Annotated in this window: 11 protein-coding genes; all 11 read left to right on the top strand. The window is 49.3% G+C overall.

What is annotated here, in order from left to right; all coding sequences use genetic code 11:
* Position 1: 1 nt before the first annotated feature.
* Positions 2-790, top strand: coding sequence for an ABC transporter permease (locus AB432_RS18835; RefSeq protein ID WP_048033579.1), 789 nt, complete (start codon positions 2-4; stop codon positions 788-790).
* A gap of 11 nt (positions 791-801) precedes the next feature.
* A complete protein-coding gene (locus AB432_RS18830; RefSeq protein WP_048033578.1) occupies positions 802-1,770 on the top strand; it encodes an ABC transporter ATP-binding protein in 969 nt (322 codons plus the stop codon).
* A 127-nt stretch (positions 1,771-1,897) separates the two neighbouring features.
* Positions 1,898-2,488 carry a transcription factor FapR gene (gene fapR / locus AB432_RS18825; RefSeq protein WP_048033577.1) on the top strand — a complete coding sequence of 197 codons (591 nt, stop codon included), beginning with the start codon at positions 1,898-1,900 and terminating at the stop codon, positions 2,486-2,488.
* Positions 2,489-2,501: 13 nt separating this feature from the next.
* Positions 2,502-3,509: a phosphate acyltransferase PlsX gene (plsX, locus tag AB432_RS18820; RefSeq protein ID WP_017249375.1), complete on the top strand. Its 1,008-nt coding sequence runs from the start codon at positions 2,502-2,504 to the stop codon at positions 3,507-3,509.
* A 5-nt stretch (positions 3,510-3,514) separates the two neighbouring features.
* Positions 3,515-4,531 carry a beta-ketoacyl-ACP synthase III gene (locus AB432_RS18815; RefSeq protein WP_048035886.1) on the top strand — a complete coding sequence of 339 codons (1,017 nt, stop codon included), beginning with the start codon at positions 3,515-3,517 and terminating at the stop codon, positions 4,529-4,531.
* 2 nt (positions 4,532-4,533) lie between these two features.
* Entirely contained in the window at positions 4,534-5,484 is a 951-nt protein-coding gene (gene fabD / locus AB432_RS18810; RefSeq protein ID WP_048033576.1) for an ACP S-malonyltransferase, read from the top strand.
* Entirely contained in the window at positions 5,478-6,218 is a 741-nt protein-coding gene (fabG, locus tag AB432_RS18805) for a 3-oxoacyl-[acyl-carrier-protein] reductase (RefSeq protein WP_047068008.1), read from the top strand. The genes fabD and fabG overlap by 7 nt, the downstream gene beginning before the upstream one ends.
* Before the next feature lie 81 nt (positions 6,219-6,299).
* Positions 6,300-6,533, top strand: a complete 234-nt coding sequence (acpP, locus tag AB432_RS18800; protein ID WP_005834336.1) for an acyl carrier protein — start codon at positions 6,300-6,302, stop codon at positions 6,531-6,533.
* Positions 6,534-6,669: 136 nt separating this feature from the next.
* Positions 6,670-7,911 (top strand): beta-ketoacyl-ACP synthase II, encoded by a 1,242-nt coding sequence (fabF, locus tag AB432_RS18795; protein WP_048033575.1) that lies wholly within the window; start codon positions 6,670-6,672, stop codon positions 7,909-7,911.
* 54 nt (positions 7,912-7,965) lie between these two features.
* Complete coding sequence (gene rnc, locus AB432_RS18790; RefSeq protein ID WP_026043146.1) at positions 7,966-8,652, top strand: ribonuclease III; 687 nt, start codon at positions 7,966-7,968, stop codon at positions 8,650-8,652.
* Between the two features lie 259 nt (positions 8,653-8,911).
* Positions 8,912-12,484, top strand: coding sequence for a chromosome segregation protein SMC (gene smc / locus AB432_RS18785; RefSeq protein WP_048033574.1), 3,573 nt, complete (start codon positions 8,912-8,914; stop codon positions 12,482-12,484).
* Positions 12,485-12,523: the final 39 nt, after the last annotated feature.

The following is a 12,523-nucleotide window of genomic DNA, read 5'->3' as shown; positions in this document are numbered from 1 at the left end:
CATGTTTGCCCTCTATCGCAAACTGATTGCGGCCAGCATTCGTTCGCAAATGCAGTACAAGATAAATTTTGTCACGAGCGCTGCCACGACCGGAATGATTATGGTGCTTGATTTTATTATTCTTTCTGCGATTTTGTACCGATTTCACGATGTGGTTGGATGGAATATATACGAGGTTGGGATGCTTTACGGGATTTCCTCGGCATCTGTTTCCTTGTATCGACTATTTGCCCCGGAAATCAACGACTTTGAGAAGTACATTGTACAAGGGGAGCTCGATCAATTGCTCATCCGTCCTGTTTCACCTTTGCTTCTGCTATTGACACGCAATCTTGATTTGTCGAGAGTGGGAGGGTTGGTGCAAGGAGTGTCTGTTTTGGTCATCTCATTGTCGGGTCTTGCGGTGGAAGGGAAATCGATCATGGGGTTGGTGCTATTTTCACCGGTTGCCATTTTGTCTGGCGGAGTGATTTATTTCTCCATTGGCCTTGCTACGGCTGGGGTCGCCTTTTGGACGCATCAGATGAAAGACATGCTGACCTTTACCATTTATGCGCCAGCCAATGCTTCCAATTATCCGATCGGGCTATATCCAAACTGGCTCAAATGGCTGTTTTTCTCAGCGATACCGATCGCGTACATGAATTATTTGCCAATGTTGACGCTGTTGGGTAAAGGGGGCGAATGGTTTTATCCGTTACTCACCCCGATAGCCGCAGCGGTTGCTTTTTATTTCGCTCGTATGCTGTGGAATGTCGGGATTCGACATTACCATAGTACTGGGAGCTAAGGAGGAGTAACATGATTGAAGCAAAGCACATCGAAAAATCATTTTTCCTGAATCAAGCGAAAGAGGGGCGCTTTGCTTCTCTACGAACACTCTTTTCTCGTGAACGAAGGGAAGTCAAAGCGGTCCACGATATCTCCTTTTCCATTGACAGAGGCGAGTTCGTGGGATATATCGGGCCGAATGGCGCAGGAAAATCGACGACAATCAAGATGCTCGCAGGAATTCTTCATCCCAGTCAGGGGGAAATACGAATAGGCGGCTATAGTCCACAGCGGGAAAGAATGCAAGTAGCTTCACAAATTGGTGTGGTGTTCGGGCAGCGAACACAGCTATGGTGGGATCTGCCAGTCAAAGACTCCTTCGAAATTTTGCAAGCGATGTACAAGATTGAAGAAAAGGCATATCGGCGATCGATGGAGGCGTATCAGGAACTGCTGGATCTGCATGAATTCCTGGATACGCCAGTGCGTAAGCTGTCATTGGGTCAGAGAATGAGAGCTGATTTAGCAGCAGCACTGCTGCATGATCCGCCGGTCCTATTTTTAGATGAGCCTACGATTGGTTTGGATGTGGTCGCGAAGACGCGCATCAGAGCGTTTTTGAAAGAAGTGAATCAATCCCAGAAGAAGACCATTCTATTGACGACTCATGATATGGACGATATCGAGCAACTCTGCAACCGAATCATCGTGATCAACCATGGCAAAAAGATGATGGATACGAGCTTGGCCGATTTGCGACGCCAGATAGGGCTGCCAAGCCTCATTCGAATCGAATTTCGACAACCGCCCGAAATGCTTTACGAACTAGAGGGAATCGAGCGGATGGAGCTATCAGAGAATGTACTTTCGATATACTTCGACAAAGGAAAAATTTCTTCTCCGCGAATTCTTGCCGAAGTGGCGGGGTGGGGTGAGCCTTTGGACATTCAGATGAAAGAACCCGGGATTGAGGAGATCATTCGGCTCATTTATCGTTAGGGACGGTTACCTAAATTCGTGAACGATACTTGTAATTCCACATCTTCTCCCTTATACTGTGTTTTGGTACCAGGTATTAAAAACAGCTCGCAATCATACATAGTACAATTGAATCCTGCTTAAGGGGGTGTTCGGCATCGCCCGCTTGCCAAAAAAAGATCGCCAGTCCCGCTTAGTGCAGTATCTGGCGGATAATCCATTTGCGACGGACGAAGATCTGGCTGAGTTATTTCATGTCAGTATTCAAACCATACGTTTAGACCGATTGGAATTAGGGATACCGGAGTTGCGTGAACGCATTAAGACAGTTGCAGAGAAAAGTCTTGATCCTGTAAAATCATTGGGCATCGATGAAGTCATCGGTGAAATGGTTGATCTACAGCTCGATTCACAGGCTATTTCCGTATTGGAAATAAAAGAAGAACACGTTTTTTCGAAAACACAAATTGCCAGAGGGCATTATATATTTGCTCAGGCCAACTCATTGGCGGTAGCAGTAATTAACGCAGACGTAGCGTTGACAGCTACGGCGAGAATCCGCTTTGTCCGTCCTGTACGAGCAGGGGAGAAGCTGGTTGCTAAAGCAGTGGTGAGAAGCCGTAACGGCGACGAATGCAAGGTACGTGTAGAGACGAAGGTCCAAGGTGAATTGGTCTTTACCGCAACCTTCCGTGTAGTTGAGATGTCGAGCTACCATAACAGCATGGATGAGGAGTAAGGAGGAGTCACGGTTGCGAATTGCAGTGGATGCGATGGGCGGCGATCACGCACCGAAGAGTACCGTTTTAGGGGCGCTTGCTGCCATCAAGGAAAACCCGGCCATTACAGTTGTATTGGTGGGAGATGAACAGGCTATTCGGAACCACTTGCCGCAGGATATTCCGGCAAACATTGAAATCGTTCCTGCAGCGGAAGTGATTTTGCCAGATGATGAACCGGTTCGAGCTGTTCGGCGTAAGAAAAATTCTTCGCTGGTTGTAGCAGTTGAGATGGCGCGCGAGAAAAAAGTTGACGCGATGATCTCGGCTGGGAATACGGGTGCATTAATGACAGCAGGCTTGTTGTATGCAGGTCGCATGGATGGAATCGAGCGTCCTGCGCTTTGTGCCTATATCCCGAATACAAAAGGCCGAGTAACGCTGACACTGGACGTCGGAGCCAATATGGATGCCAAGCCGCATCAGCTTGTACAATACGCGGTGATGGGGAGCTTGTATGCTGAAAAAGTGTTGGGCTTCGAGCGGCCGACAGTAGGCTTGCTGAATGTCGGGACGGAAGAAGGAAAAGGGAACGAATTGACGAAAGCAGTTTTTCCTCTCCTTCAAGAAGCTGACTTGAACTTTGTAGGAAACGTGGAAGCACGCGATGTTATGCAAGGAGCCTGTGATGTGCTCGTATGCGACGGCTTTGTAGGGAACGTTTTGTTAAAGGCCGTAGAGGGTGCTGCTTCCACTATCTTTTCGCAGTTGAAGCAGGAATTTACTTCCAGCCTGATTAATAAGCTAGGTGCGGCCATTCTGAAACCGGGATTGGTTCGCTTTAAAAAGAAAATGGATTATGCGGAATACGGCGGTGCTCCCTTGCTGGGATTGAAATCCCCAGTGATCAAGGCCCACGGTTCCTCAAATGAGCGTGCAATGAAAAACGCGATCGTCAGTGCTACGCGGTTTATTCAGCAGGACGTGAACGAGGTTATCCAGCAATCATTACAGAAAAATACTTTGGGAGAAAGCGAGTGAAGCAGATGAGTGCAAAGCGTTCAGTAGGGATTTTGTCTACAGGCTCTTATACCCCGGAGCGGGTGTTGACGAACTTTGATCTGGAGAAAATGGTGGAAACCTCTGATGAGTGGATTGTTTCCCGTACCGGAATCAGAGAACGCCGCATTAGCTCACCGGAGCAAGCTTCCTCCGACTTGGCTTACGAGGCTGCCAAAGAAGCGCTCGAAAAAGCAAACATCAGCGCGGAACAGCTGGATATGATCATTGTCGCTACCGTAACGCCTGACATGTCTTTCCCGTCTACTGCTTGCTTGCTGCAAGAAAAGCTGGGTGCTACACGCGCCGCTGCGATGGATCTTTCCGCGGCTTGCACAGGCTTTTTGTACGGAATTACAACAGCGACTCAGTTCATCCAAAACGGTTTGTATAAAAAAGTATTGGTCGTAGGCGTTGAGACCTTGTCCAAAATTACGAATTACAAAGATCGAAATACATGTGTGTTGTTCGGAGATGGTGCGGGTGCGGCTGTTATCGGGGAAGTTACCGAGGGCTACGGCTTCCAGTCCTTTGAGCTCGGGGCAGATGGGTCAGGCGGGTCCCTCTTGTGCTTGCCAGCAGGTGGTTCCAGAACGCCTGCATCTGTTGAGTCTGTGGAACAAGGACTGCATTATCTCTACATGACAGGCGGAGAAGTTTTCAAATTCGCTGTTCGCGTCATGAATTCAGCAACAGAGGCTGTCTTGTCCAAAGCAGGCGTATCGAAGGATGAGATCGACCTGTTGGTACCGCATCAGGCAAACAAACGCATCATCGACTCCGCTGTACAGCGTTTCGGTCTGTCTGAGGATAAAGTTGCGATCAACCTGGATCGCTATGGAAACATGTCTTCTGCTTCCATTCCAGTAGCGTTGGATGAAGCAGTAAAGGCTGGTCGCGTAAAAGAAGGCGATAACCTGATTCTGGTTGGGTTTGGTGGCGGCTTGACTTGGGGAGCGACGCTCTTGAAGTGGTGCACGACTCCGGTAGAAGGGAGCAAGTAAGAATGGGGAAAATAGCCTTTGTTTTTCCGGGGCAAGGTTCACAATTTGTAGGAATGGGACAAGCTCTCTCCGAACAATCGGAAGCGGCCCGTCACATATTTGAGCAGGCTGATGAAGCGCTCGGCTTTTCCTTGTCGGGACTTTGTTTTGAAGGACCAGAAGAGGAATTGAAGCTGACCGCAAACACACAGCCAGCTATTTTGACAGCAAGCATCGCTGTTATGGCAGCTTTGAACGAAAAGTTGCCTGACTATAAGCCTGCGTTCGTAGCGGGCCACAGTTTGGGTGAGTATTCTGCTTTGGTTGCAGCCGGGGCCTTGTCCTTTGCAGATGCAGTCAAAACAGTGCGAGCTCGTGGTCAGTTCATGGAAGAGGCAGTTCCAGCTGGACAAGGTGCAATGGCCGCTGTCTTGAACTTGGATCGCGCGGCACTGCATGCGGTTTGTGAAGAAGTAACAGCATCTGGACATCCTGTTCAATTAGCGAACATAAACTGCCCGGGGCAAATTGTCATCTCTGGTTCTGCTGAAGGTGTGAAGCTGGCCGGTGAAAAAGCGAAGGAAGCGGGCGCAAAGCGTGTCCTTCCATTGAATGTAAGCGGTCCGTTCCACTCGAGCTTGATGCAGCCAGCAGCAGATAAACTGCAAGCAGTTTTAGCTGGCGTTACAGTACAAGAAGCGACCGTGCCTGTTGTGGCAAACGTAACGGCTAGACCGGTGTCTGAGGCTACAATCATTGTAGATCAATTGGTTCAACAAGTTTCCGCTCCAGTTTTGTGGGAGGATTCTGTGCAATGGATGGTCGAAGCAGGCGTGACCACTTTTGTTGAAATCGGGCCAGGAAAAGTTTTGGCTGGATTGATCAAGAAAATCGCACCAGCGGATACGACAATTATCTCTGTACAGGATATGGATTCGCTTACTGAGCTTTTGAACGGAGGGATACTATGTTAACAGGAAAGACAGCACTGGTCACAGGGGCTTCCCGTGGTATTGGGCGTGCGATTGCATTGAAGCTGGCAGAAGCTGGCGCGAATGTAGTTGTCAATTATGCAGGTAGTGAAGCGGCAGCGAGCGAGACTGTTGCGCTTATTAAGGAAATGGGCCGCGATGCCATCATGATTCGCGCAAACGTTTCTTCTACGGAAGATGTCAACGACATGTTCAAAGCTGCCCTGGATCATTTTGGTGCGATTGATATTCTCGTGAACAATGCGGGAATTACTCGCGACAACCTGATCATGCGCATGAAAGAAGACGAGTGGGACGATGTTATTGCGACGAATCTGAAGGGTGTATTCAACTGCGTCAAGGCAGCGACACGCCCAATGATGAAGCAGCGTTCAGGCAAAATCATCAACATCACTTCTGTGGTAGGTGTTTTGGGGAACGCTGGACAAGCAAACTACGTGGCGGCAAAAGCTGGAGTTATTGGCTTGACGAAGACGGCTGCTCGCGAGCTGGCTAGCCGTAATATCACGGTGAATGCTGTTGCGCCAGGATTTATCGATACAGAAATGACTGCTGTATTGCCGGAGGATGTCAAAGCAGGGCTCACAAGCCAAATTCCGCTTGCCCGCTTGGGACAAACAGATGATATCGCATCTGTCGTGCTATTCCTGGCATCCGACGCAGCCAACTACATGACAGGGCAGACGCTGCACGTAGATGGCGGAATGTACATGTAGGAAGAAAACTACCGAGCATTTTCTGAAAACTGGTTTTTTGAAAGCTCATCCACTATAATACGGGAGAGGGGGTGAAGCAAGATGGCAGATACTTTGGAGCGTGTGAAGAAAATCATCGTCGATCGTCTGGGTGTAGATGAGTCCAAAATTACTTTGGAAGCTTCTTTCAAAGAAGACCTGGGCGCTGACTCCCTGGATGTGGTTGAACTCGTAATGGAACTCGAAGATGAGTTTGATTTAGAGATTTCCGACGAAGATGCTGAAAAGATCACTTCTGTTGGTGAGGTTGTTAAATACATAGAATCTCACAAGTAGGTTGATCTGTTGGAAGTCCCGTACCATACGGGACTTCTCCTTCAATAGTCACCTGTACATAATCCAAACAAATACACGTTTTGCAAGCAGTGAATATAAGAAGCTGACTGCTGACTTTCATATAGAGGTGATTGTAATGAAACGCAGAGTGGTGATTACTGGCGTTGGTGTCGTTTCTCCAGTAGGGAATGACGCACAGACTTTCTGGAACAGCTTGCTGGAAGGAAAATCAGGCATTGACCGTGTGGCTGCCTTTGACGCTTCTGATTATCCAACACAAATTGCAGGCGAAGTGAAAAACTTCGATCCTGAGCAGTATATGGACAAGAAAGATATCCGACGTACAGACCGATTCGTTCAGTTTGGATTAGCTGCTGCCAAAATGGCTGTAGAAGATGCAAAACTGGAGATCACGCCAGAAAATGCGGAACGAGTGGGTGTATACATCGGGTCCGGAATCGGTGGTCTGACTACATGGGAAGAACAGCATTCCGTATTGTTGGAAAAAGGACCGCGTCGCGTGAGTCCATTCTTCATTCCGATGCTGATTGCGAACATGGCGTCTGGTGCAGTATCCATTCAATACGGAGCAAAAGGACCAACTTCCAGTGCGATTACCGCTTGTGCGACAGGTACAAATGCAATCGGTGATGCACTGCGTCTGATCCAGTTCGATCACGCAGATGTCATGATCGCAGGTGGAGCAGAAGCAACCGTGCGTCCAATGGCATTTGCAGGCTTTTGCTCAGCGAAAGCGATGTCCACCAGAAACGATGACCCGCAAAAAGCGAGTCGTCCGTTTGACAAAGATCGAGATGGCTTCGTAATGGGCGAAGGTGCTGGTGTGCTGATCTTGGAAGAGCTCGAGCATGCGAAAAAACGTGGAGCAACGATTATCGCGGAAGTCATTGGCTACGGGATGAGCGCAGATGCACACCATATTACTTCTCCATCTCCTGGTGGCGAAGGGGCAGCGCGTTGCATGGCAAGTGCACTGAAAGACGCTGGCGTTGACCCAACGGAAGTCCAATATATTAATGCACATGGTACTTCTACTGGCCAAGGAGATATCGCAGAAACACAAGCGATCAAGAGTGTGTTTGGCGAGCACGCATACAAATTGGCTGTCAGCTCGACCAAATCGATGACAGGCCATTTGTTGGGTGCTACTGGTGGAGTCGAGGCAATCGCGACGGCATATGCACTGCGTGATCAAGTATTGCCTCCGACAATTAACTTGGAAAACCCGGATCCAGAATGTGATCTGGACTATGTTCCGAACCATGCGCGCAAGGCGACCGTCAATGTGGCTGTTTCCAATACATTTGGATTCGGCGGTCACAACGCAACGGTAATCCTGAAGCGATACGAAGCATAAATGAGCCCTACTGATAGAAAAAGTAGGCAGTCTCCTGGAATGGTGGTGAGGGTGATGAATTTTGCACAGCTGCAAGAAACGATAGGCTTTCGCTTTCGCGATGAAAGCGTTTTGCGGCAGGCATTCACCCATTCTTCCTACGTGAACGAGCAACGCGGCAAACGTATATCAGACAATGAGCGGCTAGAGTTTTTGGGGGATGCTGTGTTGGAGTTGACTGTCTCCCAGTTTTTGTATAAAACTTTTCCGAAGATGAGCGAAGGGGAAATGACGAAGCTGCGTGCAGCTATTGTCTGTGAACCTTCTCTCGTCAAGTTTGCTGAACTGTTGAATTTTGGCGATCTCGTATTGCTGGGAAAAGGGGAAGAGCTGACAGGTGGACGTCAGCGACCAGCCTTGCTAGCGGACGTTTTTGAGGCGTTTGTAGGTGCGCTTTACTTGGATCAGGGGTTGGACGCAGTCTTTTCCTTTATGGAAAAATACGTGTACCCGCGCATCGACAAGGGAGAGTTTGCCCAGGTAACAGACTTCAAGAGCCAGTTGCAGGAATTTGTTCAACAAGACAATCTGGGAGACATCCATTACCGAATTGTAGAAGAAAAAGGACCAGCTCATAATCGAGAATTCGTATCTGAGGTGCTTTTGAACAATCGTTCGCTTGGCATCGGCTCTGGCCGCTCCAAAAAGGAAGCGGAACAGCAAGCTGCTGCACGAGCGTTGGTCAAGCTGGGGGATAAATAATCACTCGTCAGCGAGAAGGGCTGCATCATCTGCTACAAGATGGTGCAGCTTTTTTCTTTCGGGTGGGAAACATAGGGAAAATACTGCGAGATGACCGCTATCTATGATACACTTACCTACAGATGACCATGTAGGCTCGTAGTAGGTAGCTCCTGTTCGATGCAGGGGCTTCTTTTCGGGTGCCATCCGATCCTTGCATGTTTGTAAGTCTGTCAGTTTGGCAGGCAGTCTGGATGGTTTCTTAAGGAGGACCGTACGTATGTATTTGAAACGCCTGGAGCTGGCTGGATTCAAATCCTTTGCCGATCGCACGGAATTGGAATTTGTACCAGGGGTAACAGCGGTAGTGGGACCGAATGGAAGTGGGAAAAGTAACGTTTCTGATTCGATCCGCTGGGTGCTGGGGGAACAGAGCGCAAAGTCGTTGCGTGGAGCGAAAATGGAAGACATTATTTTCGCGGGTAGTGACAAGCGCAAGCCAGTGAATTTCGCAGAAGTGACACTCACCTTGGACAATACAGATCGTTCGCTCGATGTGGAATATTCGGAGGTATCCGTTACCCGCAGGGTGTATCGTTCTGGTGACAGTGAGTACTACATAAACAACAGATCCTGCCGTCTAAAAGACATCATGGAGCTGTTCATGGATACCGGGCTGGGTAAAGAAGCGTATTCCATTATCGGTCAAGGTAAAATTGAGGAAATTCTCAGTACCAAGTCCGAAGATCGCCGTGGAATATTTGAAGAAGCTGCCGGAATCGTCAAATACAAAACACGCAAGCGCGAGGCGGAGAAAAAGCTCGATGACACCGAGCAAAATCTGGTGCGTATTCACGATATCGTCAGTGAAATTACGGAGCAGATCGGACCTTTGCAGGAGCAGGCAGAAACAGCCAAGACGTACAAGGAGCTTCATCGTCGGCTGGTTGAGCATGAAGTAGCTCTTTACGTGCAGCAAATTGAAGCAGCTCATACGAAGTGGGAAGCAGCCACAGGACGCGTAGAGGAACTCAAGCATCTGTTAATCGGACAGACGACTGAAGCATCTAAGCAAGAGGCTGATTTGGAGCAGGCGCGTTTTCATGTCACCCAAATCGACCAATCTATCGAAGAACTGCAACAAGTGCTTTTGACAGTCAGTGAAGAGACTGAGAAAGTCGAAGGACAACGTGAAGTATTGCGGGAGCGCATGCGCAATCTCAATGCGAATCGTCAGCAGACGATGGAGCAGATGCATCGGATTACTGAGAAGCAGCACGGTCTTGAGGCCGAACTGGCTGAAGAACAAGAGAGGGCCAAGGAAGCGGATCGCCGCATGACAGAAGCCCACGCTTCGCTGCAAGAAGCAGAAGGTCAATTTTTTTCCATGGTGCAATCACTGACAGATGATGTCGAGCGTTTGAAGAGTGATTACTTCGAAAAGCTCAACGAAATGGCGAATCTGCGCAACGAAAATCGCCATCAAGAGCAGCTTCTCAAGACAAGCGAGGCCAGAGTCGAACGTCAAATGTCTGGAAAAAAACAGCTCGATGAAGAAGAAGAGCAGCGTCTAGCTCAGTTGAGCCAACTCCAAGATCAATTAGAGAAGATCGTTTCTACCATTCAAGAAACTGGCGTCAGATACAAGGAATTGGTCGAGGGCATGCGCGAAGGACAAGCCCGCCTTGAAACAGCCCGTCGAGAGCTGCGCCACTGGGAACAAAAGCGGGAAGCAGCGAAGTCGCGTTTTGACCTGTTAAAAGAAATGCAGTCGGAGTTCGCAGGGTTTCAGCAAGGTGTAAAAGAAATTTTGAAAGCACGCGAGCGGGGCTTCAAAGGAATTCATGGAGCGGTCGCTGAGCTCGTTGTCGTGCCACAGCAATTCGAGACAGCGATGGAAGTCGCACTGGGTGGCGCACTGCAAAACGTCGTCGTGGACAACGAAGCATCCGGTCGTGCAGCCATTGCTCACTTGAAGCAGCACAATGCGGGTAGGGCAACATTTCTACCGCTCGATGTCATCCGTCCTCGCACCTTGCAGGCAAGCGATAAGCGCCAGTTGGAGGCGGAGAGTGGAGTCGTCGGAATTGCGAGTGAGCTCGTGACCTTTGAGGAAACGTACCGACCCATCCTCGAAAGTCTATTGGGCAATGTCATTATTACGGAAAAGCTGGAGCAGGCAAACCGTGTGGCCCGTACGCTTGGCTACCGCTATCGAGTCGTGACCCTGGAAGGCGATATCGTGAATGCGGGTGGCTCCATGACAGGGGGGGCCTTGAAAAAGAACAGCACGAACCTGCTTGGACGCAACCGTCAATCAGAAGAGCTGGAAGCGCAGCTGGTAGAAATCGACCAGGCAATTTCTGGGCATACTACCCTTATGGAGCAATTAACGAAGGACCTGGCGCAAATGCAGCAGGAGCAAGAATCTCTACGTACTGAAGGCGAAAGTCTGCGATTGAAAGAACAGGAAGTAAAAGGGCTCTTGCAGCAAAAAGAATCGGAAGGCAGATCCTTGGGCGAGCGAGCAAAGCTTGTTGAACAAGATATTGAAGGCTATCGCCGTGAGATGGAAGAAGCCAAACGCAAGCAAGAGCAGCTGCAAGCCTCTTTGGCTGCCATGGAGCAAGAGGAAAAAGAGCTCGGTGCGCAGATCGCAGAAGCAGAGGCGAAACGCCAAGAGCAGCTCGAATCCAAAGAAGAAATGAATCAAAAAATAACAAGTCTCAAAGTACTGAATGCGCAGGTCAAGCAAGAGTATCAATCACGCTTGGAGCAAACAGAGCGTTTGCTGGAGCAAAAAAGCCAATTACAGCGCGAATGGGAAGAACAAAACGCGAACTTGGCATCTCTTGATGAGCTGGAGCGTACGAACGAATCGTCCGGGCTTGAGCTGGATCAGCGCATTAGCGAATTGCGTCAGGATAAAGACCGTGTGGCTGGCTTGATTCAAGAACGGCGAAGTGAGCGGGCGACGCTCTTTTATAAACAGGAGCAAGTGGAACAGCAGGTGAAGGAAATCCGCCGCGAGGTCAAATCGCTCGAGGAAAAGCTTCATCAGGAAGAAGTGAAGGTCAACCGTAACGAGGTAGAGCTCGATCATCTGTTGAATAAACTCTCCGAAGAATACGAAATGAGCTACGACCTGGCGAAGCAAAAATATCCGGCACGTGGCGAGATTCAGGAAGAGACACAAGTGGTCAATCGTCTCAAAAAGCAGATTGGGGCACTTGGCACTGTGAATCTTGGCGCGATTGAGGAATATGAGCGCTTGTCCGAGCGTCAGCAGTTTTTAAGCTCGCAGGAAGCTGATTTGAATGAAGCAAAGGACATGCTCTATCAAGTGATCCAAGAAATGGACGCAGAGATGTCGCGCCGCTTTAAAGAAACATTTGATGCAATCTCGGAGCAGTTCCGCGACGTGTTTGTCCAACTGTTTGGCGGAGGACGCGCAGATCTAGTGCTCTCGAACCCAGATAACCTGCTTGAGACGGGCATCGATATCGTGGCCCAGCCACCTGGCAAGAAGCTGCAAAATCTTGCGCTCTTATCCGGGGGCGAACGTGCTTTGACAGCCATGGCCTTGCTATTTGCCATCCTGCGTGTGAAGCCAGTGCCATTCTGTGTATTGGACGAGGTAGAAGCGGCTTTGGATGAGGCAAACGTTAACCGTTTCGCCGAGTACATGCACCATTTCAGCAACCAGACGCAGTTTATTTGCGTCACGCACAGAAAAGGCACCATGGAGAGCGCAGACGTGCTATACGGTATCACGATGCAAGAGGGCGGCGTGTCCAAACTCGTCTCTGTGAAGCTGGAGGACAGTGACAAGTTTATCGAATCAGCCTCTTAAACGGATTTGCCATTCAATTGATACTACCCGCAAAGGAAG

It is taken from the genome of Brevibacillus brevis (genome assembly GCF_001039275.2).
Classification (GTDB): domain Bacteria; phylum Bacillota; class Bacilli; order Brevibacillales; family Brevibacillaceae; genus Brevibacillus; species Brevibacillus brevis_C.
This window is presented reverse-complemented; position numbering and strand designations above follow the sequence as displayed.